20 protein-coding genes are annotated in these 24244 nt (G+C 59.8%); 8 read left to right on the forward strand and 12 right to left on the reverse strand.

Annotated elements, in window-relative coordinates:
• Both mfd and ACR0FE_RS02600 read right to left on the reverse strand, forming a co-directional pair.
• Positions 1-3456, reverse strand: coding sequence for a transcription-repair coupling factor (mfd, locus tag ACR0FE_RS02595; protein WP_480910811.1), 3456 nt, complete (start codon positions 3454-3456; stop codon positions 1-3).
• A gap of 21 nt (positions 3457-3477) precedes the next feature.
• Positions 3478-3999 carry a component of SufBCD complex gene (locus tag ACR0FE_RS02600; protein ID WP_170610777.1) on the reverse strand — a complete coding sequence of 174 codons (522 nt, stop codon included), beginning with the start codon at positions 3997-3999 and terminating at the stop codon, positions 3478-3480.
• Positions 4000-4118: 119 nt separating this feature from the next.
• On the opposite strand from ACR0FE_RS02600, the gene hemB reads away from it, so the two are divergent.
• From hemB to ACR0FE_RS02620, 4 genes are all read left to right on the forward strand, one after another.
• Positions 4119-5117, forward strand: a complete 999-nt coding sequence (hemB, locus tag ACR0FE_RS02605) for a porphobilinogen synthase (protein WP_170619164.1) — start codon at positions 4119-4121, stop codon at positions 5115-5117.
• Between the two features lie 143 nt (positions 5118-5260).
• Positions 5261-5833 carry a lipid-binding SYLF domain-containing protein gene (locus ACR0FE_RS02610; protein WP_170610771.1) on the forward strand — a complete coding sequence of 191 codons (573 nt, stop codon included), beginning with the start codon at positions 5261-5263 and terminating at the stop codon, positions 5831-5833.
• 173 nt (positions 5834-6006) lie between these two features.
• Positions 6007-8469 (forward strand): penicillin acylase family protein, encoded by a 2463-nt coding sequence (locus tag ACR0FE_RS02615; protein WP_480910814.1) that lies wholly within the window; start codon positions 6007-6009, stop codon positions 8467-8469.
• A 105-nt stretch (positions 8470-8574) separates the two neighbouring features.
• A complete protein-coding gene (locus ACR0FE_RS02620; protein ID WP_480910816.1) occupies positions 8575-8970 on the forward strand; it encodes an SgcJ/EcaC family oxidoreductase in 396 nt (131 codons plus the stop codon).
• A gap of 18 nt (positions 8971-8988) precedes the next feature.
• Here ACR0FE_RS02620 and ACR0FE_RS02625 read toward each other — a convergent pair whose 3' ends face one another.
• The 5 genes from ACR0FE_RS02625 to trkA form a co-directional block, all read right to left on the reverse strand.
• Entirely contained in the window at positions 8989-9252 is a 264-nt protein-coding gene (locus ACR0FE_RS02625; RefSeq protein ID WP_480910818.1) for a putative quinol monooxygenase, read from the reverse strand.
• A gap of 44 nt (positions 9253-9296) precedes the next feature.
• Positions 9297-10568: a GTPase HflX gene (hflX, locus tag ACR0FE_RS02630; protein WP_480910820.1), complete on the reverse strand. Its 1272-nt coding sequence runs from the start codon at positions 10566-10568 to the stop codon at positions 9297-9299.
• Positions 10568-10807 (reverse strand): RNA chaperone Hfq, encoded by a 240-nt coding sequence (gene hfq, locus ACR0FE_RS02635; protein WP_010440340.1) that lies wholly within the window; start codon positions 10805-10807, stop codon positions 10568-10570. The genes hflX and hfq overlap by 1 nt, the downstream gene beginning before the upstream one ends.
• 131 nt (positions 10808-10938) lie before the next feature.
• The gene (locus ACR0FE_RS02640; RefSeq protein ID WP_170610757.1) at positions 10939-12477 is read right to left on the reverse strand and encodes a TrkH family potassium uptake protein; all 1539 of its coding nucleotides are present in this window, start codon (positions 12475-12477) and stop codon (positions 10939-10941) included.
• Positions 12477-13853 carry a Trk system potassium transporter TrkA gene (gene trkA, locus ACR0FE_RS02645; RefSeq protein WP_480910823.1) on the reverse strand — a complete coding sequence of 459 codons (1377 nt, stop codon included), beginning with the start codon at positions 13851-13853 and terminating at the stop codon, positions 12477-12479. The genes ACR0FE_RS02640 and trkA overlap by 1 nt, the downstream gene beginning before the upstream one ends.
• A gap of 96 nt (positions 13854-13949) precedes the next feature.
• On the opposite strand from trkA, the gene ACR0FE_RS02650 reads away from it, so the two are divergent.
• Positions 13950-14429, forward strand: coding sequence for a hypothetical protein (locus ACR0FE_RS02650; protein ID WP_170619163.1), 480 nt, complete (start codon positions 13950-13952; stop codon positions 14427-14429).
• A gap of 9 nt (positions 14430-14438) precedes the next feature.
• Here ACR0FE_RS02650 and ntrX read toward each other — a convergent pair whose 3' ends face one another.
• From ntrX to dusB, 5 genes are all read right to left on the reverse strand, one after another.
• The gene (ntrX, locus tag ACR0FE_RS02655; RefSeq protein WP_170610749.1) at positions 14439-15848 is read right to left on the reverse strand and encodes a nitrogen assimilation response regulator NtrX; all 1410 of its coding nucleotides are present in this window, start codon (positions 15846-15848) and stop codon (positions 14439-14441) included.
• Positions 15845-18133 (reverse strand): sensor histidine kinase NtrY-like, encoded by a 2289-nt coding sequence (locus ACR0FE_RS02660; protein WP_480910825.1) that lies wholly within the window; start codon positions 18131-18133, stop codon positions 15845-15847. The genes ntrX and ACR0FE_RS02660 overlap by 4 nt, the downstream gene beginning before the upstream one ends.
• 99 nt (positions 18134-18232) lie before the next feature.
• A complete protein-coding gene (locus ACR0FE_RS02665) occupies positions 18233-19600 on the reverse strand; it encodes a response regulator (protein ID WP_170610742.1) in 1368 nt (455 codons plus the stop codon).
• Positions 19601-19642: 42 nt separating this feature from the next.
• On the reverse strand, positions 19643-20710 hold the full coding sequence (locus ACR0FE_RS02670; protein ID WP_480910827.1) for a two-component system sensor histidine kinase NtrB: 1068 nt from the start codon (positions 20708-20710) through the stop codon (positions 19643-19645).
• A complete protein-coding gene (gene dusB, locus ACR0FE_RS02675; protein WP_480910829.1) occupies positions 20707-21690 on the reverse strand; it encodes a tRNA dihydrouridine synthase DusB in 984 nt (327 codons plus the stop codon). The genes ACR0FE_RS02670 and dusB overlap by 4 nt, the downstream gene beginning before the upstream one ends.
• A gap of 181 nt (positions 21691-21871) precedes the next feature.
• Here dusB and ACR0FE_RS02680 point away from each other — a divergent pair, with 181 nt between their 5' ends.
• From ACR0FE_RS02680 to ACR0FE_RS02690, 3 genes are read left to right on the forward strand one after another with little or no spacing between them, the layout of a single operon-like run.
• A complete protein-coding gene (locus tag ACR0FE_RS02680) occupies positions 21872-23002 on the forward strand; it encodes a bifunctional 2-C-methyl-D-erythritol 4-phosphate cytidylyltransferase/2-C-methyl-D-erythritol 2,4-cyclodiphosphate synthase (protein WP_480910831.1) in 1131 nt (376 codons plus the stop codon).
• Entirely contained in the window at positions 22999-23496 is a 498-nt protein-coding gene (locus ACR0FE_RS02685) for a phosphatidylglycerophosphatase A family protein (protein ID WP_480910833.1), read from the forward strand. The genes ACR0FE_RS02680 and ACR0FE_RS02685 overlap by 4 nt, the downstream gene beginning before the upstream one ends.
• Positions 23493-23984, forward strand: coding sequence for a CinA family protein (locus ACR0FE_RS02690; RefSeq protein ID WP_480910835.1), 492 nt, complete (start codon positions 23493-23495; stop codon positions 23982-23984). The genes ACR0FE_RS02685 and ACR0FE_RS02690 overlap by 4 nt, the downstream gene beginning before the upstream one ends.
• Positions 23985-24244: the final 260 nt, after the last annotated feature.

Genomic DNA, 24244 nt, shown 5'->3' on the forward strand with positions numbered 1-24244 from the left:
TCAGACCTTGGCCTTGTTCTTCACGGCAACCACCTTCTCGGCCAGATCGCGGGCAATGGCAAACGCGCCCTTAATCTTGTCGCTGTCTTTCTTCCAATCCCTGCGCACAACAATCTTGTTGTCCTTGACCTTCGCCAGTCCGCGCTGGTTCTGAATGAAATCGACCAATCCCTGAGGCGAGGCGAACTTGTCGTTGTGGAACTGGATCGTCGCGCCCTTCGGTCCTCCATCCAGTTTGGCGATACCCGCCCGCTTGCACATCGCCTTGATGCGCACGACCAGCATCAGGGTGTTCACCTCTTTCGGAAGCGTGCCAAAGCGGTCGATCAGTTCGGCTGCAAACCCTTCCAACTCGACCTTGGTCGAGAGCGACGAGAGGCGGCGATACAAGCCCAGCCGTACATCCAGATCCGGCACGTAATCCTCGGGGATCAGGACCGGCACACCCAGATTGATCTGCGGAGCCCATTGATCATCAGCATCCGACAACCCTTCCATCTCACCGGCTTTGATCTTGGCAATCGCCTCTTCCAGCATCGACTGATACAGTTCATAGCCCACGTCGCGCATCTGGCCGGACTGCTCCTCGCCCAGCAGGTTGCCTGCACCACGAATGTCCAGATCCTGGCTGGCAAGGGTGAAACCTGCGCCAAGCGTATCCAGCGAACCCAGAACGCGCAGGCGTTTTTCAGCCGTGGCGGTCAGCTTCTGGCGTGGCTTGGTGGTCAGATAAGCATAGGCGCGGGCCTTCGAACGCCCGACCCGGCCCCGTATCTGATACAACTGCGAAAGGCCGAACATATCCGCGCGATGCACGACCATGGTGTTTGCGGTCGGAATATCCAGACCGCTTTCCACAATCGTCGTGGCCAGCAGCACATCGTATTTGCCGTCGTAGAAAGCATTCATCCGGTCATCGAGCTCGCCAGCCGCCATTTGGCCATGAGCGATGACATAAGTCAGTTCCGGCAGCTGTTCTTTCAGGAATTCCTCGATCTCGCGTAGATCGGATATTCGCGGCACCACGTAGAAGCTCTGCCCACCCCGATAATGTTCGCGCAGCAGCGCCTCGCGGACAGTGACCGCATCGAATTCGCTGACATAGGTACGGATGGCCAGACGGTCGATAGGCGGGGTGCCGATGATCGAAAGATCGCGCACGCCTGTCAGCGACAGTTGCAAAGTACGCGGGATCGGCGTGGCTGTCAGGGTCAGCACGTGAATGTCCGAGCGCAATTGTTTCAGACGCTCTTTATGCGCCACTCCGAAATGCTGTTCCTCGTCGATAATCAGGAGGCCCAGATTGTTGAACCGAATACCCTTGGCCAGCAACGCATGGGTACCGACCACGATATCAATCGTTCCCCGCGCCAGTCCGTCCCGGGTCTGCTGCGCCTCTTTGGCCGAAACAAAGCGTGAGAGCTGCCGGACCTCCAGGGGGAACCCTCTGAAACGGTCCCTGAAGCTGGCCGCGTGCTGGCGGGCCAGCAGCGTCGTGGGCGCAACCACCGCCACCTGAACACCGGACATGGCAGCGACAAATGCCGCGCGCATGGCAACCTCGGTCTTGCCAAAACCCACATCGCCGCAGATCAGGCGGTCCATCGGCGCGCCTGAATGCATGTCCTCCATCACCTCGGCAATGGCGCGCAACTGGTCGTCGGTTTCCTGATAGGGGAAACGGGCGCTGAACTCCTCCCACGCATGCGGCGGCGGGTCCATGACCGGAGCCTTGCGCAGGGCGCGTTCGGCGGCGATACGGATCAGCTTGTCCGCCATTTCGCGGATGCGCTCTTTCAGTTTGGCTTTCTTGGCCTGCCAGGCGCCACCGCCCAAACGGTCCAGCAGACCTTCTTCGTGACCGTATTTTGACAGCAACTCAATGTTTTCAACCGGCAGATACAGTTTGGACTGTTCCGCGTATTCCAGCAGAAGGCATTCGTGCGCGGCCCCAGCTGCCGTCACCACTTCCATCCCCATGTAGCGACCGATGCCATGGTCGACATGAACAACAAGATCACCGGGGCTGAGCGATTGGGTCTCGGTCAGGAAATTCTCGGCCTTGCGGCGTTTTCTTGGCTGCCGGATCAAGCGGTCGCCCAGAACATCCTGTTCTGCAATCACCGTCAGACCGGGGGTTTCGAACCCGTGCTCCAGCGCCCAGACAGCCAAGTACAACCCGCGCTTGCCGATGCGAGTGCCGTCCTTCACCGGGATCGCCTCGGCCAGGCCTTCATCCTCGATCAGACCGGTCAGGCGTTCGCGGGCGCCTTCGGAATAGGACGCGATCAGAACCGGCCCCTTGGCCAGTTTGTCGGTGATGTGACTGGCCAGTGCGCCAAACAGGCTGATGTTTTCCTGCTGTCGTTCGGGGGCGAAATTGCGCCCGATCCGGCCACCTGCGTCGATCACGCCCGGTCCGCTTGCCTGCGGCAACGGGCTGAACTGCATCACGCGCCGGTCTGCAACAGCCTGTTCCCAGGCCCCGTCATCCAAGTACAGCAAGGCTGGCGGAGTTGGCTTGTAGACCGTGTCCATGCGCGACCGGTTTTCCAGCGCCAGCCTGCGGGTTTCATACTGATCAGCAATACTGTCCCACCGGGCCAGCCGCGCGGGCGTAACCTGATCATCCAACAGGATCGTCGCACCGGACAGATAGTCGAACAGTGTCTCCAGCCGGTCATGGAAGAAAGGCAGCCAGTGCTCCATCCCCTGATGCTTGCGCCCGGCACTGACCGCTTCGTAAAGCGGGTCATCCGTACCTGCGGCGCCGAATTCGATGCGATAGTTCTGACGGAACCGGGTGATCGCGGCTTCGTCCAGAATGACTTCCGATACCGGGGCCAGTTCGACAATTTGCAGTTTCTCGGTGGTGCGTTGCGATACCGGGTCGAACCGGCGTGCACCGTCCAGAACATCGCCAAACAGATCCAGACGAACGGGGCCGGATTCACCGGGCGGGAATATGTCGATGATCCCGCCCCGGATGGCATAGTCGCCGGGCTCCATTACCGTGGGGCTTTGGGTGAACCCCATGCGAACCAGAAAATTGCGCAATGCGTCTTCGTCAATGCGATGCCCGACCCGCGCAGTAAAGGCCGCTTCGCGCAGGACCTCACGGGCCGGCACGCGCTGGGTTGCGGCATTCAGGGTCGTCAACAGCACGAATTGCTGCGGCATCTGATGCACCAGCGCCGCCAGGGTCGCCACCCGTGTGGCCGAAATATCGGCGTTGGGCGAAACCCGATCGTAAGGCAGGCAATCCCAGCCGGGAAACACAAAGACCGGCATTTCCGGCGCAAAAAAGGCCAGCGCGGCCCGCATCGCCTCCATCCGCTTGTCATCACGTGCGACATGGGCCACCGGACCGCCGGTCCGCGAAATCTCTTTCAGAACAAGCTGCGCGTCAAACCCTTCGGGGGCTCCGCCAACTGTTACGTGGTCCGCAGCCTTCATCGTCTCGCCTTTCCGACTTGTCTATCCCAGTGGTCCCAGAGAAAAGTTCTGATACATGCCCCAGAAGGCCGTGACCAGTATCGAAAACATGCCGATCAACTGTGTGTACAGCCTGCATCGCATCAGGGTCCGGATGACCAAGTCAGGTTTGGGGATCTGCTGCAGCCGACGCGCGGTCGCCACATACAACATGACCACGATCGACATCGGAAACATCAGCAGGAAAACAGCCTGCGCGAACTCCACCCCATAATAAAAGCCCGATATCGCAAGCCCGGTCAGCACAAAGCACGAAATCGCAAACAAAATGGCACCGGACATGTCCATGATGTACAGCATGCGGTTCGTGTTGATCCGGACGATATCCATCAGGTCCGTTTCGGCCTGCCCGCCCGAGCGTCGCGCGCGCACGATCAGATCATAGGGCACGCCAAGGACCCAATGGCTCACCGATGACCACATGACAGCCAGTGCGATCCAGAACCACAGGTTCGAGAAGCTTCGCAAATCAATGACTTCGGTAATCGAAGAGTATAAGTCCAAGCCATAACCCCTTAAACATTGTCTTACGGGGTTTTGTCACAATGCCGCGTCGATTGTTACCCTTGAGACCTACGCGTTTTCATGCCACCCAAAGCACGATTGTTCAAGGAGAACGCGCCATGAAACCGACCATCGCCCCCTATCCGCTCGCCCGTTTCCGCCGGGCCCGCCAGTCTGCGGCGATCCGGGGGCTGGTCCGCGAGAATACGCTGACGCCGGATGACCTGATCTGGCCGGTGTTCGTGCGCGACGGCGAAGGGGTCGAGGAACCGGTGCCGTCAATGCCGGGCGTCGTGCGCCGATCGGTCGATCTGATCGCCCACGCCGCCGTCGAGGCGCAGGCGCTTGGCATCCCAGCAATCTGTATTTTCCCCTATACCGACAGCGCCCTGAAAACCGAAGACTGCGCCGAAGCGTGGAATCCTGACAACCTGTCGAACCGGGCCATTCGTGCCATCAAGGATGCTGCCCCCGATATCGCCGTCATGACCGATGTGGCGCTGGATCCGTACAACATTAACGGCCATGACGGGTATGTCGTCGATGGCGAGATCGTAAATGACCGCACGGTCGAAGCACTGGTGAAAATGACGCTGGCGCAGGCGGATGCTGGCGCGGACATCATCGGCCCGTCGGACATGATGGATGGACGTATCGGTGCGATGCGCCACGCGCTCGAGTCTGCGGGGCATCACAACGTCATGATTCTCAGCTACGCCGCCAAGTATGCCAGCGCGTTTTACGGTCCATTCCGCGATGCGGTTGGCGCATCGGGCGCACTGACCGGCGACAAGAAGACCTATCAGATGGACCCGGCCAATTCGAACGAGGCGCTGCGTCTGATCGAACGCGACCTGACCGAGGGCGCCGATATGGTGATGATCAAGCCGGGCATGCCTTATCTTGATATCTGCCGTCAGGTTAAAGACACGTTTGGCGCGCCGACCTATGCCTACCAGGTGTCGGGCGAGTTTGCGATGATCCGGGCGGCGGCCCAGAACGGATGGATCGATGGCGAGAAGGTGATGCTGGAAAGCCTGATGGCGTTCAAACGCGCCGGCTGTGACGGAGTTCTGACCTATTTCGCGCCTGAGGTCGCGCGCCTTCTGCAAGGCTAAAACCCCGCCCTGTCGCAATTTTTCGCCGATTGAAGGCCCCTGACCCGCAGCTTTCCCGTGACAGCCGGGCGCAATCGGCGTATTCTTGCACACAAGATCGGGAACACCCGACATATCAGGCACTTATTACAGAGACAGGAAACATGAGCAGTTCCAATTCCCCCCGACTGGGTCGTCGCGGCTTTGCACTTGGCATGGCAGGGCTGACATTTACCGCCGCCTGCGGGAACGGCGTCGGCAACACCAACGCAGCGACCATCGACGCCCGTGTCGATGCGACGCTGAACGAAATGTACAGTAAGTACCCGAACACGATCGAGATCGCCAGCAAGGCGAACGGTATGCTTGTCATGCCTCTGATCACCGAAGCCGGGTTCATCTTCGGCGGCGGTTTTGGCCAGGGCGCATTGCGAGTTCAGGGCGCGACAGTCGACTATTATTCCGCTGTCAAAGGCTCAGCCGGGCTGCAGATCGGCGCGCAGCAATACGCGCATGTTCTGTTCTTCATGACCGAAGACGCGCTGAACGACTTCCGCCGCTCCAACGGTTGGACCGCAGGCGCGGACATCGGCTATGTGGTCGACGCAACCGGCAGCAGCGTCGGGGCCAGCACCACGACATTGCGCACGCCTGTGATCGCGGCGGTCTTTGGTCAGGCGGGCCTGCTGTTCGGGGCGACCGTCGAAGGCATCAAATACACGCGTATCATTCCGTAACACCTGGTTACCACTCCCCCTCCTGCGGAGCCCCGCCACGTGTCGTTCAGCAGTGGCGGGGCTTACGTTTTTTGCGTTGACGACACGGAAATTGTTGTTCGGCTCCTCTTTCGGTTGGGATCGCCTTCCACTACTCTCGCCGCAAACGAATACGAAAAAACTGTGGGGCAAGGATGGGTCTTGTATTTCGCTGGCTGGTGCGCATCACGTCGGGTCTTGTCCTGCTGGCCGTGGCGGCGGTTGCACTGGTCTATTTCCTCGCCAGCCAGTCCCTGCCCGAATACAATCAGAACCTTAAGGTCAGTGGCCTGACCAGCCCGGTTGAAATCGTGCGCGACACATCAAACGTGCCGCATATTCTGGCCGAAAATGATCCGGATGTGTTCTTCGGCCTCGGATATGTGCATGCGCAGGATCGTCTTTGGCAGATGACCGTTATGCGCCGCACCGCGCAGGGGCGTCTGTCGGAAATTTTCGGTGCCCGAACTGTCAATATCGACAAGCTGCTGCGCCGTCTCGACCTTTATGGACTGGCCCATCGTTCTGTCGAGGTTCAGGACGACTACACCAAAGCTGCGCTGAAAGCCTACGCTGCTGGCGTGAACGCCCGGCTGAATGAAATCAACGACAAGGCCCTTGGGCGCGGCGCACCCGAGATGTTCCTGTTCAGCGCCCCGGTCTCCCCCTGGCAACCGGGGGACAGCATCGCCGCTATCAAACTGATGGGCCTGCAATTGTCGGGCCATTTGCAGGACGAGGTGCTGCGCGCACGTACTTCACTGATGCTGAACAACCCGGACCGACTGGCGGACATACTGCCCGACGTTCCCGGCCCGGGGATCGCCGCATTGCCCGAATATGCCAGCCTGTTCCCCGGCTTGCCCCGATACGCGCGGGGAACGCCGATGCCTGACACCCCGCTTTCGCCCTTTCCAAAACGCGGCCTTGCCGGTGCGTCGAATGCCTGGAGCGCCGCGCCATCGCGGTCTGCCAGTGGCGGAACCCTGCTTGCGAACGACCCACATCTTGGCTTTACCGCACCCGGCGTGTGGTATCTGGCACGACTGGGGCTGGCCAAAGGCGGCGTGATCGGCGCGAGTATTCCCGGCATTCCCGCCATCATGACCGGGCGCAGCGACCGGTTGGGCTGGGGCCTGACCTCATCTTATCTGGACGATCAGGATGTCCATATCGAACAACTGAACCCGGAAAACCCTGAAGAATACCTGACACCGGACGGATACAAGACATTCCAGACCCGCCCGTCGATCATCGAGATCAAAGACCAGCCGCCCATCACTCTGACCCTGCGCTGGACGGAAAACGGCCCGGTGCTGCCCGGCACTCACTACGATCTGGAAACGATCACACCAACGGGCCATGTGGCCTCGCTTGCGTGGACGGCGCTTAGCTCGCGTGACACGTCGATGACCGCTTCGATGGCGCTGATGAACGCGGATACGGTGCAGCAGGCCATCACGGCGGCCGAAGATCTCATCTCGCCGTCGCAAAACCTGTCACTGGTGGACAAGGACACGATCGCCATGAAGTTGATTGGCGCCATGCCACAACGCGACTTGCGCAACCAAAGCAAGGGCCGCATTCCGACCCCCGGCTGGCTGGCCGAGAACCGCTGGCAAGGCCGCATGCCTTATGCCGACAACCCAGAGTTCGTGGCCCCAAGGGGTGGCGTTCTGGGTAACACCAACAACAAGATCATAGACCGCCCCTTCCCTCAGCACGTGTCGTATGAATGGGGCGACACCCAGCGTGTCCATCGCTGGGAACGCCTGATGCAGTCACGCGAGGTGCATACCCGCGACAGCTTTATCGAGGCGCAGCTCGACACCGTAAGTTTCACTGCCCGGTCTCTGTTACCCCTGATTGGAGCGGACCTGTGGTTCACCGGCGAATCCGCTCCTGTCGGCACAGCGGAGCGTCAGCGTCAGATCGCCCTAGCCCTACTGGCCGAGTGGAACGGCGAGATGAACGAGCATCTGCCGGAACCGCTGATCTATGCGGCATGGCTGCGCGCGCTGCAGAACCGGCTGATCGCGGATGAACTTGGCCCGCTGGCCAGCGAGTTCAAACATGTCGAACCGCTGTTTATCGAAAGGGTCTACCGCGACATCGACGGGGCCTCGGTCTGGTGCGACGTCCGTCAAAGTGCGCCGGTTGAGACCTGCACCAACATGGCAAGACTGGCGCTGGACGATGCGCTGATCTGGATTGCCGAGAATTACGGCAGCGCCCTGGAATCCCTGCGCTGGGGCGACGCGCATCAGGCCACCCATGACCACCCGGTTCTGGGTTCGGTTCCGGTGCTGCGCTATTTCGTGAACATTCGTCAATCGACCAGCGGCGGAGACAATACCCTGCTGCGCGGCCGAACCTCGGGCGAAGGGCCCGACCCGTTCCAGAACGTACATGGCGCAGGCTATCGCGGCGTTTATGACTTCGCCGACCCAGACAGTTCGGTCTTTATTACCGCCACGGGTCAATCGGGCCATTTTCTGTCACGCTATTACGACGATCAGGCGCAACTGTGGCGGCGCGGAGAGTATCTACCAATGTCTCTGGACATCGACCTGGCCCGTGCCGCGGCCGTCGGTGTCACCCACCTGATCCCGCGTTAATACCCCTCGTCGGCAAGACCTTGCCCCTTTTTTGCGCGGACGTGGACGCAAACGGGTGTTTTCGCCTACGATCTGCGGGCGGACTATTTGGGACCGGGGGCACAGATGGCCAGTATTCAGGACAGGCTGAACAATCTCGCGCGCGACTATGCGATTGCATGGAGTTCGGGCGACGCAGATGTCGTAGCCAGTTTTTTTGCATCAGACGGCCAGATTTCAATCAACCGGGGAGACCCGATCGTAGGTCGCGCGGCGATTGCTGAAATGGCGCGTGGCCTTTTCGCAGAATTTCCCGATCTGGAAGTCAGGTGCGATATGCTGCGTTGGGCCGGAAATCACGCGATTTTTGTCTGGACACTGGAAGGGCACCATGCGCAAACCGGAAACCATGTCGTCACCCGCGGCTGGGAAGAATGGGAACTGACGGCCGATCATGAAGTCCAGTCTTCACTGGATTGGTTCGACGCCGATGAGTATCAGCGTCAAATCGACGGGCGATAGGCACAAGTCCAGACCGGGTTATTCCGAGGTAATCGAATATTTGCGTGGAATGCCTTCTGTAACCATGAACCAGCGCGAGGCTTTCATGCGTTCCTGATGTGCGCCGAACGCAGCCCGGTTTTCAAAGACCTCATTGACGTTGAACTGACCGGGGATGCCCGGATCCTCAACGACCTCGAAGGTGACACAACCGGGTTCGGCGCGCGTCAGCGCGATATGTTCTGAAAGCGCGGCACGGACCTGTTCAAGCCGGTCGGCAGGCACAGCGATGTGCCCGCTCAAATAGACCTTCTTGCTGTCTTCCCTCTTCAAAATCAAACCCCGGTTCAAAGAGCAGCAAATTGCGCCGCTTGTTTCGCGGTCCAAAGCACCGTGATCTCGAACCCGTTCTCGGTCTGTTGCTCGGACCGGACCACATCCTGCCGAAACAGCCACGCGCGCTTGCCGCCATCGGCAAACCCCAGCGTCAAAGTTTCCTTGTGCCGCACGCCCCGCAATTTGGTTGCAATCTCGGCCAGCAGCGCCTCGACGCCTTCGCCGGTCACTGCCGAGATGGCAAAGATCGAAGCATCACGTTCCGCACGCGCCAAAGCGGCCACACGTTCGTCGTCAGTCATCAGGTCGATCTTGTTCCAGACCTCCAGCCGGGGCCGTTCATCATCGACCCCCAGCGATGTCAGAATGGCCTCGACATCCTGTGCCTGTGCGTCGGAGTCCTCGTGGCTGATATCGCGGACATGCACAACCAGATCGGCACCCAGCACCTCCTCCAGCGTGGCGCGAAATGCGGCGACCAGTTCGGTGGGCAGGTTCGAGATAAAACCAACGGTATCCGACAGGATCACCTCGGGGCCGTCCGGCAGTTCGACCCGCCGCATGGTCGGGTCCAGCGTAGCGAACAACATGTTCTTGGCCATCACTTCAGCACCGGTTAGGCGGTTGAACAAGGTGGATTTTCCGGCGTTGGTATACCCAACCAGTGCAACAATCGGATACGGAACCTTGGCACGCGCAGCGCGGTGCAGCGTGCGGGTCTTGACCACCTTCTGCAACTGGCGGCGCAGGCGCACAAGCTGTTCGTCAATCGCACGCCGGTCAGCCTCGATCTGGGTTTCACCGGGTCCACCGACAAAACCCAGGCCGCCCCGCTGGCGTTCCAGGTGGGTCCAGGCCCGAACAAGACGCGTCCGCTGATAGCTGAGCGCGGCCATCTCGACTTGCAACACACCTTCGCGGGTGCGTGCCCGATCGCTGAAGATCTCCAGGATCAGTCCGGTCCGGTCAAGGATTTTGACCTTCCACGCTTTCTCAAGATTGCGTTGCTGAACCGGCGTCACCGGGCCATCGATCAGAACCAGTTCGATATCGTGCTCGTGCAGTCGCTCGCCTAGCTCTTCGATTTTGCCGCTTCCGAACAAAAGCCCCGGCTGGGCCCGTTGCAGGCGAACGATTTCCGACCCGACCACATCCAGATCGGGCAAAGCAGCGGCTAGTGCCACCGCTTCTTCCAGCGCCGGTCCCGGGACACGGCGCTGTTCATCTGATTTGATTTCAGGATGCAGCACCCAGGCCCGGGTGCGCGCCCTCTCATGTTCCATCAAGAGGCGTCTTCGCCCTCATACAAGCTGATCGGCTGCGACGGCATGATCGTCGAAATCGCGTGCTTGTAGACAAGCTGCGACTGTCCGTCGCGGCGCAACAATACGCAGAAATTGTCGAACCAGGTGATCACACCCTGCAATTTCACACCGTTGATCAGGAAAATCGTGACCGGAACCTTTGCTTTCCGTACATTATTCAGGAACGCGTCCTGAAGATTCTGTCTGTCCGAAGCCATATTTTTATAATCTCGCCATTGTTCTTGCTACGCGCTGCGGACCAACGCGCTCCCTCCGGGTGAGTATGGAGCGGAGTTCACAGATATTCCAGATTAAAAATCAGGCACTAATTCCTTTTGCTGACCCCACGTCAGTCCCGCCAGAGGGCCGGGGTGATCAAGGCAATGATCGCCAGTGTTTCAAGCCGGCCGATTACCATTGCTGCGCACATCGTCAGTTTTGCACCTGCAGTCATATCGATCAGCCGGATCGGAACGTCAGTTGCCAGTTCAATCAAGGGGCCGGTCGTACTCAGCGCGGCAACAGTCAGAACCATTGCCTGTTCGAACCCGGCCCCCATGGCGGCGAGCAACAGATTGAACACCGCCGCCGTAAGCGCGAACATCATCAAGAAGATCCAGGCGATGAAGGCGCCATTGGTCTGAATGCGCCGGTTCCCGCCGCCAACGCCGCTGACCGATGACGGATAGATCAGCCGGTCGATCTCGCGCGCGCCATTGAGGTATAGCGCAAACACACGCAACAGCTTGACCCCGCCGGCCGTGGTGGCGACCCCTCCCCCGATCAGGGCCAGCCCCATCAGGATCAGACCCGGTGTTCCCAGCCCCGAAAGCTGTTGCGCATCGTCCCAGTTGCTGCTTTCGAATCCTGCCGTTGTCAGAAAAGACAAGGCTGTAAATGTCATGCCCCATATCACCTTAAGGCCCTGAAGCACCGACATCTGGCCGTCGATTTCGTTCACACCAGCCAGCACGCGAAAGAACAGCAGGGCTGCTACGGCAACCACGATCAACAATCCGATGCGAAATTCGGGGTCCTTATCCAGCCGGGAATAGCCGGAGGTCGCCGTATCTGCCGAAAACGTCAGCCGTGACAACGCGAAGAACAGGAACAGGAACAGGATCGCCTCACCGGTCAAACCTGCCTGAGCCCCTTCCATCCCGCCCACCGGGGAAATGCCCGAGGTCGCCATGACCGACATCGCGTGGCTTACGGCGGTCAGGCCAACCTCACCGGCAATCAGCAGCAATATCCAGACCACCGCAGTCAGCCCTGCATAGACGGGTGTCAGGGTTCGCGCAACACGCAGCAGGCGTCCCCTTGGATCAACCTTTTCGCTTTGCGCAACACCGGAAACCGGTCGTCCCGGCTGACCCTGCGCGGTAATCTCAAACCCGCCCAAGGACAACGGCGCCAGAATCGCCGCTGCGGAAATCCACATCAGCAAACCACCCATCCAGCCCACAAACGCCCGCCACAGATGCAGCGGCGCAGTCAGGCGGTCGGGGTTCGGAAACAGGTCGGCGCCGGTTGTGGTCATCGCGCTGACCATATCAAAATACGCGTTCAGGAAGGTGGTGTTGCCAAGCGCATCGTGAAACGGGATCGCCAAAAACACGGGCAGAACGGTAAAACAGCCCAGCAGAACGGCCAACTGCCCCAATGTGCCGCGCCGAGGTATCCTGTTGGACGAGGCCAGCGCGATGCTCGCCACAAGAAACAGTCCAAGCAGGCCCGAGTAGAAGAACGATCGCGACGTGTCGTGGTCATCCAATACCAGCGCGTAGACTGCGGGCACCCACATCGAGAACGCGGTTATTCCCCAAATCAACAGAAACAGCGGCAAACGCCGCAAAAGCCCGATCCGTTGTGTCCGCGCGTGTGCCATCAGAAGAAATCGATCGAAACCTGCATCAAGCGCTCGACCTCGGGTACGTCCTTGGCCATGGCAAAGATGGCCACCACATCCTTTTCATCAATCCGCAGGCTGCCGGTTGGGCGCAGCAACTCGTCGCCCTTGCGCACCGCGCCGACCAGAACGCCTTCGGGGAAATCGATGTCGCGCAGTCTCTGCCCGGCCATGGGAGAAGTTGACAGTACTTCGGCCTCGATCACTTCCGCCTCGGCATCGCCGATGGAATAGACCTGCCGCACCCGGCCGTGACGGATATGGCGCAGGATCGAGCTGACGGTGGTCGCGCGCGGGTTAATATAAGCGTCGATCCCCAAAGGCCCCATCAGCGCCACCATGCTGGGGTCGTTGATCAGCGCAATCGCCAGCGCGCATCCCTCGGCCTTGGAGCGTACCGCGGCCAACAGGTTGGCACGGTCGTCATCCGTGACGGCCAGCATCGCGTCGGCCCGTTCAATGCCTGCCTCACGCAGCAATGCCGCATCCAGCCCGTCGCCGTTCAGAACAATCGTCCGCTCCAGCGCTTCTGCGGCCAGTTCGGCGCATCGGCGGTCGCGTTCGATGATCTTGGCGCGCACGCGGCTTTCGCGTTCTTCCAGTGTGCGAGCCACTTCAAGGCCGACATTGCCGCCACCCACAATGACGACTCGGTCTTGTTTCTTTTGTGCTTTGCCGAACACCTCCATCGTGCGCTCGACGTCATTGACGCTGGTGAAGACATAGCATTCGTCACCTATAAACAGCTGATCCTCGGATTCCGGTGCAAACAGCGTGCCGTCCCGGCGTACACCGACTACGATCGAGCTGAGCGTGGAAAACAGGTCGGTCAGCTGTCTGAGCGGCGTGTTGATGATCGGACAATCTTCATCCACTCGGATGCCCAGCAATTGCGCCTTGCCATCCATGAAAATCTCGGTGTCAAAAGCCGCCGGGGCCGACAGGCGGCGCATGGCGGCGGCGGCGACCTCGCGTTCCGGGCTGATCACCACGTCGATGGGAAGATGGTCCCGGCGAAACAGGTCCGCATGAATCGCTGTCAGATAGGATTTGGACCGAAGACGAGCGATTTTTCGCGGTATCGAAAACACCGAATGCGCCATCTGGCAGGTGACCATGTTCACCTCATCCGAGTGGGTCGCGGCGATGATCATGTCTGCATCGCGGGCCCCGGCCCGTTCCAACACATCCGGATAGCTGGCGAAGCCTGCGATACCCTGCACGTCCAGCGTTTCGGTCGCGCGTCGCACCAGATCAGGATTGTTGTCCACCACTGTCACGTCGTTCAGTTCGCCCGAAAGGTGCCGTGCAATTTGCCAGCCGACCTGACCCGCACCGCAAATGATGACCTTCATGTTCCTGGCCCTTCTGCCTGAAATCTTTGAATGACAGATGCCCCCAAAGCGGTCAATTGAATTGTCATGGAACAGGGAGTGAGGCAAGATATGCGCATGAAAACAATGCTACGCGCCTTTATTCCTTTGTTCTTGCTGTCTTCTTGCGGGCCTCTGTCACTCTATTACCGCGAAGGTGCCAGCGTGGCGCGATTGCAGCAGGAGACCACGCAATGCCAGGTAAAGGCCCTGAATGAAGTGCCTGTTGCCAACCAGGTCCGCCAAAGCCCACCCGTCTATTGGCCGGGGCGCACCTATTGCGATGGTCGCGGCCACTGCTACCGTTCACCCGGATGGTGGGAACCCGGACGCGTCTATACAGTTGATGTGAATCAGGACCTGCGCAACACGGTCGAGGCGCAATGCATGGCCAAAAAGGGTTTTCGCCCGGTCAGCCTGCCACCTTGCAAACAAGCGGTGAAATCCCGGGTATCGCTGACCCGTACGACAACCCTGCCGCCGCTAAGCACCGAGTCCTGTTTCGTGAAGTTCGACGACGGGTCGTTTCAGATCATAACGCCGGGCCACACCGGCTGAACCGGCGGGTTATTCCGCCGGTTCCGGTTCATCCAGTTGCGCGACACGCGCGCCGGATTTGTTCGATGTGACCACGCCAAGCGACTTCAGCTTGCGGTGCAGCGCACTGCGCTCCATCCCGACGAAACTGGCGGTGCGACTGATATTGCCGCCGAAACGGTTAATCTGTGTCAGCAGATACTCCCGCTCGAACGCCTCGCGCGCCTCGCGCAGCGGCAATGTTGCCAGCGCGCCGGACAGAACCACGCGACCAGAATCTTCGGCCTTTTCCTCGTCGTTGGGCAGTTCCCGCGCCTCGATCGGGCCGGTTCCATCCCCCAGGATCAGCACACGTTCGATCAGGTTTTTGAGCTGACGCACATTGCCCGGCCATGTCATGGTCTGCAGCAGTGCAATTGCCTCGTCCGACAATTCGCGAACGGGCAAGCCCTGCGCTTCGTTGCACATTTCGATAAAGTGCTGCGCCAATACCGGAATGTCCTCACGCCGGTCTTCTAGAGACGGCACCGCAATCGGAACAACATTCAGGCGGTGATACAACTCTTCCCGGAACCGTTCAGCGGTGATCTCTTCCTCCAAGTCCCGATTGGTCGAAGATATGACGCGTAGATCAACCCGGACCTTGTCGGTTCCGCCAACCCGCTGAAACTGCTGATCCACCAGAACCCGCAGAATCTTGGACTGCGTGCCCAATGGCATATCGGCGACCTCATCAAAGAAGATCACGCCGCCATGGGCTTCCTCAAGCAGGCCTGATTCAACACCGCGTTCCGATGTCTCGCGGCCAAACAGCACCTCTTCCATCCGCTCGGGCTCGACCCCGGCGCAATTCACGGTCACGAAAGGCGCATTGGCACGATTGGAATGTGCGTGGATATAGCGTGCCGCGATTTCCTTGCCCGACCCGGCAGGGCCGCTCAGCATCACGCGGCCATTGGACTTCGTCACCTTGTCCAACTGGCCCTGCATCGCACGGAACGATGCCGATTTGCCGATCATGTCCGAGCAGCTGACTTCCTTGCGCTTGAGCGACGCGTTTTCGCGACGCAAACGCGAGGTTTCCATCGCGCGCCGGATCACCACCATCAACTGGTCAATGTTGAATGGCTTTTCGATAAAGTCGTAAGCGCCCTGTTTGATGGCTGCTACGGCAATCTCGATATTCCCGTGACCGGAAATAATCACAACGGGCACGTCCGGGTTGTCGCGCTTTACCGCTTTCAGGATGTCGATCCCGTCCATTCGGCTGTCCTTGAGCCAAATGTCGAGGATCAAAAGACCCGGAGGTTCAGCGTTGATCGACGCCATGCAATCGTCCGAATTGCCAGCAAGTCGGGTTGAATAGCCTTCGTCCTCCAGAATGTCGGACACCAGCTCGCGAATATCGCGTTCGTCATCTACGATCAGAATGTCGCTCATCTTTGGCCTGCTTTCAGTTTGTTGGTTTTAATAGCCTGCTTCTGTGGCGCGACTGACGGGGAATCACTGCCCCCAGGTAACCGGATCACGGCCATTGCGCCAAAATGGTCCTGTCCGTCAAATACGGGCGCGTCTTCCAAAGTCAGCGCTCCGCCATGTTCTTCGATGATCTTCTTCACGATGGGCAGGCCAAGGCCGGTGCCCTCGTCGCGGGTGGTCACATAGGGTTCAAACAGACGCGCCCGGTCTTCCGGCAGTCCGACCCCGTTGTCCGCGATGGTGATCTGTGTCCCGGCATCATCTGTCGATACCCTAACCTTGATCTGCGGCTTGAGGTTTTCAGGTGCACCTTTTTCCTTCAAGGTTCCAATGGCTTCGCCGGCGTTCTTGATAAGGTTGGTCAGGGCCTGATTCAACATCGTCGCATCCACATCCGCCGGAATCGCGCGGTTGGGCAGATCTGCATCGATCTGCACATCCGGCTGCCCGGCCTGCTGGAGCAGAACAGCCTCGCGCACCAGATCAACGATGTTTTCCTCGCGCCGTTCCGGTTCAGGCATGCGAGCGAACTTCGAGAATTCGTCAACAATGCGCCGCAGGTCGTTCGTCTGCCGGACAATGACATCCGTCATCGATTCCAGGCTGCTGCTGTCCTCCTCGTCCAGCTTGCGCGAGAACTTTCGCTTGATCCTCTCGGCGCTCAACTGAATCGGGGTCAGAGGGTTTTTGATCTCATGCGCGATCCGGCGCGCCACGTCGCCCCAGGCTGCCATCCGCTGCGCGCTGACCAGGTCGGTCACGTCGTCAAAGGCAACCACATAACCTTCCAACCCGCCATCCTCACCGCGCCGAGTAGCCATGCGGACCAGAAGGTTCTCCAACTGGCCCTTGCGGGTGACTTTTATCTCTTCCTGAACAGCCTCTTGCCCGCTTTCCTTAAGGTTCTCGAACAAAGGCAGGAACTCGGGTACCGCGATACCGATCGCCAAAAGTTCTTCGCCCCGCGACCAGTCCAGCAGACGCTGGGCGGATCGGTTCACAAATGTAACGCACCCGTCAGGATCAACTCCGACGACCCCTGAGGTTACAGAACTGAGCACTGAATCGAATAGGCGCCGACGGTGTTCGATATGGCGAGTGTTTTCCAACAGCGTGTCCCGCTGGCCTTTCAACTGGCGGGTCATCTGGTTGAAATACCGACCCAGCATCGCGATCTCGTCATCGCTGGCCTCTTCAATAACCTGAACGCTCAGGTCACCCGCGCCAACACGCTGCGCTGCTGTGGTCAGGCGGCCCACCGGGCGAGACAAGCGTTCAGCAAACCACATGCCCAACGACATCGCCGCCAGGATCAGGATCACCGCGAAACCCAGATACAACAGGCCGAATTCAAACAGCACCCTGCCCCGTTCGCTTTCAAGCTGCTGATAGAACTGCGCTGTTTCCTTGGTGTCATCCAAAAGGGTCAGCAATTGCCCGTCCACGTCACGGCTGACATAAAGGTAACGGTCCAGATACGCCCGCAGAGGGACCAGCGCCCTGAATTCGCTGTTTTGCCAGTCCGCGATGATCAGCAGGCCCCGGTGGGTCGCGTTCGCCAGTTGCTCAGCCGTGGGTTCTTCGTAGTTGAACAGGTAAGACCTGTCGCCCCGGGCCCGGATATCGCCGCTACCGTCAATGACATAAGCTTCACGCAGGCCACGCTGAATCTGCGACTGGCCCTGGGCCAGAACCTCGCGCAACTCAGCGTCAGAAATATAATAATCCAGAGACCGAGCATTATCCAAAAACCGGGCCAGAACGGTCGCGTCCTGTGTCAGGCCCTGACGGTGTTCCTGTTCATAGGCTTCGGCCGCACTGAGCGACGACCCGACAACTTCGCGCACACGATCCGAAAACCAACCCTCCAGACCGATATTCACGGTCAGTCCGGCAAAAATTGCCACGGTCACAGTCGGCACCAGCGCCAGCAGCGTGAACGCGCCGATCAGGCGCAAATGCAAACGGGAACCTGCTGACTTGGCGCGTCGGGCCGCGATCAGACTGCCGACCTGACTCAGTACAAGTGCGGCCACGACCAGCACATAGACAAGGTCGGCCAACAGGATCAGGCGCAATGTCGGCGCGGCCGAACCCAGATCGAACGGACCAATGACAAGATAGGTGGCAAGCGCCAGTGCTGGCCCCAGAAGAACCAGCCCCAAGGTGCCGAAATTGCGCAGTTTTCGGGATTTTCGCCATCGATTAATCGATGGTATTGGCCCGCTCTGTGCCCGGGTTGCCACCGTCTGCCCTCATCCTGATGTGCCGCTTGTGCGGCTTACCGCCATATGTCGTGGTCCTTGCCAGGTAGAAACCCGAATGCCACGGTTTGTGTGGCGATATTACATCAGTTTGCGACGGCGTGTCACCTCAATATCGAGGTCGATGATCTTTTTTCGCAGCGTATTTCGGTTAATCCCCAGTAAATCCGAACATTTTGCCTGATTTCCGCCGGTTGCGTCCAACGCGATTTCGATCAGCGGCGCCTCAACTTCGCGCAGGATACGCTGATACAGTCCCGGAGGCGGCAACATGTTGCCGTGCAGATCGAAATACCGCCGCAGATGCCGCGCGACCGAGGCCGACAGTTTCTCACGCTCTCCGCCCCCCAGAACCGGTTCGGCCTCAGGCTGGCTGCCCAGAACCATCTCGACTTCGGTTTTGGATATCTCATCCGCCTGACTGGTCAGCCCAAGGCGGCGCACCGCGTTTTCCAGTTGCCGCACATTCCCGGGCCACGAATAACGGCGCACCAGTTCAACCGCTTCGGCGCTGAGCCAGCGTTTCGTGCCGGTCTCACGCTCTTCCCGTGCCAGAAAATGATCGGCCAGCAAAGTAATGTCGTCCATTCTTTCGCGCAGGGCCGGAACGTGGATCGTCGCGCCACACAGACGATAATACAGATCCTGGCGCACGCGGCCGCTTTCCATTGCTTCGGTCAGGTCCGACTGGCTGGTTGCCATGAAGCGCGGCAGATGATCGCCCGGGCTGTCCATCATCCGCACGATCCGGGCCTGAATGTCGTCTTCGATATCTGCGATTTCGTCGATCAGCAGGGTGCCGCCCCGAACCCGCGCCATGACGCGGGCGGGTCCTTCCAGATCCCGCAACTCAGACGCGGTGACGGACACAAAGGGCAATGTCCGACGATCCGAGAAGTCATGTATTGCCTTCGCAATCAATGACTTGCCGGTTCCACTTTCACCGGAAATCATAACCGGCAGATCGGTGTTCATGACCCGCGCCACCAGCCGGTACAGCGCCTGCATAACCGGCGTACGCCCGACCAGAGGCAATTCCTCCGGGCGATCCCGAACCAATTCCGGGGCACCAGACTGCGGGCGTTGCTTCTGATCCAGCGCCCGGGCCGTTCTTTTCATCAGATCCGGCAGATCAAAAGGCTTCGGCAGATAGTCATAAGCGTCGGCCTCAGCCGCCTGAATTGCCGTCATGATCGTGTTCTGGGCCGAGATCACGATAACCGGCAATCCCGGCCTGTCCTGCGCGATCTTCGGCAGCATCTCAAGCCCATTGCCGTCCGGCATGACCACGTCCGAGATGACCACATCGCCTTTGCCCTCTCCGACCCAGCGCATCAGCGTCGTCAAAGAAGAAGTTGCGTGCACCTTGCATCCCGCACGGGTCAGTGCCTGCGTCAGAACCGTCCGGATCGTGCGGTCGTCATCTGCGACCAGAACTGTGCCATCCATCTGCTGTTCTCCTTGCTATGCCATTTGCCGCCGGTTTCAATTTCATTGCGCGTCCCGTGGCGCCCGCCTGAGTGACAGGCGAAAAACCGTCCGGCCCGGAACCGACTCGGCCGAAACCCAGCCGTCGTGGTCGGAGACGATCTTGCTGACCAGCGCCAGACCAAGACCCGTGCCGTTTTCCCTGCCAGAGACAAAGGGATCGAAAATGTCGCTCAGGATGTCTTCGGGCAAGCCGGGGCCGTCATCGATGATTTCGATCTGCAGTGGCAGGGAATGGCCGGACCCATCGTTGCGCCGCAGACGAAATGAATGTTCGAAATAGGTGCGCAGGCGAATGGTCCCGCCTTCCGGCCCGGCTGCCTCGGATGCGTTTTTCAGAAGGTTCAGAATGACCTGCAGGATCTGGTCCTGATCGCCAAAGGCCAGCGGCAGCGACGGATCATAATCCTCGACAATCTTCATATGTGCGCCGAACCCCAGCAGCGCCGAACGCCGCGCACGGTCCAGCACGTCATGCAGGTTGACCGGTTGGAAGTCCGGCTGCGACAGGTTTCCGAACTGCTCCACCTGCTCCAACAGCTTTACGATCCGGCGGCTTTCTTCGACAATTAAGTCTGTTAACTCAATATCTTGCTGAGAGATATTCATGCTAAGCAACTGGGCAGCTCCAGTGATGCCAGCCAGCGGGTTTTTGATCTCATGCGCCAGCATTTCGGCCATTCCGATAGCCGATTGCGCGGCGGATTTCACCGTGTTCCCGCGAGTCATCCGTCCGGCCAGTTCGCGCGGAGAAAGGATCATGATCATTGATCCCGGATGGCCCATCAACGGCGCGATCTGCAGCGCACATTGCAGCGGCGCACGGCTGCCCGATCCAACATCCACATCATTGACGAACAACGGCGAACCATTCTGCCGTGCTCTCAGAAACGCCTCCTCCAGGGGGGCGTCGACGGCTATCTGATCCCACACCGGATGCCCGACAACCGAACGGCGCGAGGCGTTCAGGAACCCCTCACCCGCCGAATTGACGTCGGCGATCCGGTCGTCACCGTCGATGATGAATGCGGGAACCGGCAATGAGGCCCAAATGCTCTGGTCCGAGGTCATGCCGCCGCTTCCCCCTGATGCGGGATTGCATCCGCGATCAAACGCAGAACTTCGGATGTATCACGCGATGTCAGTATCGCGCGGCGCAAGCCGACGGGCGTTCCTGCTTCATCCATGTACCACCCAAGATGCTTGCGCGCGACGCGCAGACCAAGGTCGGGTCCATAGAAATCCAGCATGGCCTGATAGTGCTCCTGCACCATCGCGCTCAGATCATGCCCTGTCGGAACGTCCGGCGCGTCGGCACCGAACAGGTCGTGACATAACTGCGCCAGTAACCAGGGCTTTCCTTGCGCCCCTCGTCCGACCATCACGCCGTCGGCGCCCGAGTGAACCAAGGCGGTCCGTGCGGTTTGCGTGTCAACGATATCACCGTTTGCGATGACCGGAATGGTCACTGCCTCTTTCACCGCACGGATGGCCTGCCAGTTTGCGTGTCCCTTGTAGAACTGACACCGTGTTCGACCGTGGATCGTGACCATCCGAATACCGGCATCCTGCGCCCTGCGCGCCACATCCGGCGCGTTCAGCAAGCTGTCGTCCCAACCCAGCCGGGTCTTCAGCGTCACTGGGACATCCACCGCCTCCACCACCGCCTCGATCAGTGTCAGGGCATGGTCGGGCGTTTTCAGCAGGGCCGAACCCGAATACCCGTTGGTCACCTTCTTGGCTGGACAGCCCATGTTGATGTCGATCACCCGCGCGCCGCGATGAGCGACCTGCCGCGCGGCTTCCGCCATCCAGCGTGCTTCACGCCCGGCAAGCTGAACGGCGGTATTTTCGACATCCGCCGAAAGCTCGGCCCGTTCGCGCACGCCCGGTTTTGCCTGCACCATTTCCTGGCTGGCGACCATTTCGCTGACAACCATGCCCGCGCCAAAGCGCATCACCAGATCGCGATACGGGCGATCGGTGATTCCGGCCATCGGCGCCAGCAAAACCGGCGGGTACAAAGGCTTGTCAGCAAGATGCAGGGTCAAAGTGCTTATTCCTTGGGCAGTTGCGCATTTAATATCGAATTCTGCGCATATGACCAAGAAATCCGCATGCCACAAGCCTGCAAAATCATCACATGCCTAATTTTTAGGCAGATTGACGCGGGCGATTGCCTCTGCATTCACCGCATCCTAAACAATGACCCAACGCAGGAGAGCAGACCTCATGACCACCGCCGCCATTATTGTCGCCGCCGGACGCGGAATGCGCGCGGGTGGCGGAACGCCAAAACAATGGCGCAACTTGGCCGGACGTCGCGTGGCCGACTGGACAATCGACAGGTTCCGGGGACTGGTTGATCACATCGTCCTGGTCCTTTCCCCCGACGACCAAGCCACTCGAGCCGAATTTGGCGGTACCGATCTGATTGTGGCGACGGGAGGAGCAGACCGCGCCGGGTCTGTCCGTAATGGCTTGCAGGCACTGGCGGACAAGACTGTAACACACGTCCTGATCCACGATGTCGCCCGGCCTTGTGTCAGCCGCGCCACCATCCTCGACGTACTGGCGGCACTGAACGACAACAGCGCCGCGGCACCGGGGGTGGCGGTGACCGACGCGCTCTGGACGGGAGACGGTTCCGCTGTCACGGGCACACAAGATCGCACAGGATTGTATGCGGCCCAGACCCCTCAGGGATTTCACTATGACGCCATCGTTGCAGCCCATGCCGCACACCCCGGCGGTGCCATGGACGACGTTGAAGTCGCCCGCGCGGCAGGGATAGGCGTGGCTATCGTGCCCGGCGACGCAGACAACATCAAAATCACCCGACCCGAGGATTTTGCCAGGGCGGAACGTATCATGGGAACGAACATGGAAGTAAGGCTGGGCAACGGGTACGACGTTCACCGATTTGGCGATGGAGATCATGTGATCCTGTGCGGTGTAAAAGTGCCGCATGATCGCGGGCTTCAGGGACATTCAGATGCCGATGTCGGGATGCACGCCGTAACCGACGCAATCTATGGCGCGCTGGCGCAGGGAGATATCGGTCAGCATTTCCCACCATCGGATCCGCAATGGAAAGGGGCCGCCAGCGCGATATTTCTGCGGCACGCGGTCGAACTGGCCGAACAGATGGGCTACCGCATCTCGAATGTCGACTGCACACTTGTTTGCGAATATCCCAAGATAGGTCCTCACGCGCTCGCGATGCGCGAAGAAATGTCGAAAATCATGGGATTGCGGGCCGATCAGGTCTCGGTCAAGGCGACCACGTCCGAACGTCTGGGCTTTACTGGCCGTAGTGAGGGCATCGCGTCACTGGCCACGGCCTGTCTGGTGAAGTCATGAACGCGGCGCGTCTGATTGGAACCGTTGGCGGCGTAGGCTATCTGCGCCCCGCCCCCGGCACCTGGGGGTCACTGGGCGCGCTGCCGATGGTCTGGGTATTGCACACGCTGGGTGGCTTCCCCTTGCTGGCCCTGGCTACTCTGATCGTCTTTGTTGCAGGAATCTGGGCCACAAAGGTCATGACGGCAGGTCAGGATGACCACGATCCGTCGGAAATCGTGATTGACGAGGTTGCAGGGCAGTTCATCGCCCTCTGGGCAATTTCCTACCCGGCCTGGGCGCACGGGCTGGAAATCACCGCGCTCTGGCCCGGTTGGGTTGCGGGTTTCGTGCTGTTTCGCCTGTTCGACATCACCAAGCCCGGCCCTGTCGGCTGGGCCGACCAGCGTGGCGACCCAATGGGCGTGATGCTGGATGACGTGATCGCCGGTGTGTTTTCAGCCATCTGCGTCGCGCTGCTGGCCGGCTTTTCGCATGGGGTACTGGGCCTGTGAGCGTCACCGACATCCTGAACCGGGCCAAGGCACAGGGGGTGATGATCGCCACAGCCGAAAGCTGCACTGGCGGCCTTGTTGCCGCCGCGCTGACAGATATTCCCGGCAGCTCTGCCGTTGTGGAACGCGGCTTTGTCACCTACACCAATACCGCCAAACAGCAGATGCTGGGCGTGCAGGCTGACACGCTGGAAGCCCACGGAGCAGTATCAGAGCAGGTCGCCCGGGAAATGGCCGAGGGCGCGCTGAAGCACTCGGGCGCTCAGCTGACTGTTTCTGTCACCGGAATTGCCGGTCCGGGTGGGTCTGAATTCAAGCCGGAAGGTCGTGTGTGCTTCGGTCTGGCGGCCGAAGGCCAGGACACCATAACCGAAACCGTCGAGTTTGGTGCCCTGGGCCGGGACAAGGTGCGCATCGCCGCGCGGGACCACGCCCTTGATCTGTTGTATCGGCACCTCCTGAAAGGCGCCAAAGCTCAGGGCCTGTGACCTAAGACCACTCAACGCACAATCACGTGATGCCGAGTAACATCATCCGCGGCGCAGGCAGCCGGTTCCCCCCTTTTTCTTCTGCCACATTGCTCACAAAGTGCTGAGCTGCAACGTGTTTCCTCAGGTCGGCCCACTTGGCTGCGGGCATACTGTTTCAGCTACCGCACAGGCATGACTGACACTAAGCGGGAGGCAATTTGCCGGTTGCACAGCGAAGTCCCTTTCGCGTAAATGCCCTGATCCGGGCAGGCCTAGCC

The sequence above is a fragment of the Ruegeria sp. K7 genome, assembly GCF_056531785.1.

Bases quoted from the DNA above. Each gene is read 5' to 3' on its own strand.
- mfd (WP_480910811.1), bottom strand. From the start codon at position 3,456: ATGAAGGCTGCGGACCACGTAACAGTTGGCGGAGCCCCCGAAGGGTTT.
- hemB (WP_170619164.1), top strand. From the start codon at position 4,119: ATGAAACCGACCATCGCCCCCTATCCGCTCGCCCGTTTCCGCCGGGCC.
- ACR0FE_RS02610 (WP_170610771.1), top strand. From the start codon at position 5,261: ATGAGCAGTTCCAATTCCCCCCGACTGGGTCGTCGCGGCTTTGCACTT.
- ACR0FE_RS02615 (WP_480910814.1), top strand. From the start codon at position 6,007: ATGGGTCTTGTATTTCGCTGGCTGGTGCGCATCACGTCGGGTCTTGTC.
- ACR0FE_RS02620 (WP_480910816.1), top strand. From the start codon at position 8,575: ATGGCCAGTATTCAGGACAGGCTGAACAATCTCGCGCGCGACTATGCG.
- hflX (WP_480910820.1), bottom strand. From the start codon at position 10,568: ATGGAACATGAGAGGGCGCGCACCCGGGCCTGGGTGCTGCATCCTGAA.
- hfq (WP_010440340.1), bottom strand. From the start codon at position 10,807: ATGGCTTCGGACAGACAGAATCTTCAGGACGCGTTCCTGAATAATGTA.
- ACR0FE_RS02640 (WP_170610757.1), bottom strand. From the start codon at position 12,477: ATGGCACACGCGCGGACACAACGGATCGGGCTTTTGCGGCGTTTGCCG.
- trkA (WP_480910823.1), bottom strand. From the start codon at position 13,853: ATGAAGGTCATCATTTGCGGTGCGGGTCAGGTCGGCTGGCAAATTGCA.
- ACR0FE_RS02650 (WP_170619163.1), top strand. From the start codon at position 13,950: ATGAAAACAATGCTACGCGCCTTTATTCCTTTGTTCTTGCTGTCTTCT.
- ntrX (WP_170610749.1), bottom strand. From the start codon at position 15,848: ATGAGCGACATTCTGATCGTAGATGACGAACGCGATATTCGCGAGCTG.
- ACR0FE_RS02665 (WP_170610742.1), bottom strand. From the start codon at position 19,600: ATGGATGGCACAGTTCTGGTCGCAGATGACGACCGCACGATCCGGACG.
- ACR0FE_RS02670 (WP_480910827.1), bottom strand. From the start codon at position 20,710: ATGACCTCGGACCAGAGCATTTGGGCCTCATTGCCGGTTCCCGCATTC.
- ACR0FE_RS02680 (WP_480910831.1), top strand. From the start codon at position 21,872: ATGACCACCGCCGCCATTATTGTCGCCGCCGGACGCGGAATGCGCGCG.
- ACR0FE_RS02685 (WP_480910833.1), top strand. From the start codon at position 22,999: ATGAACGCGGCGCGTCTGATTGGAACCGTTGGCGGCGTAGGCTATCTG.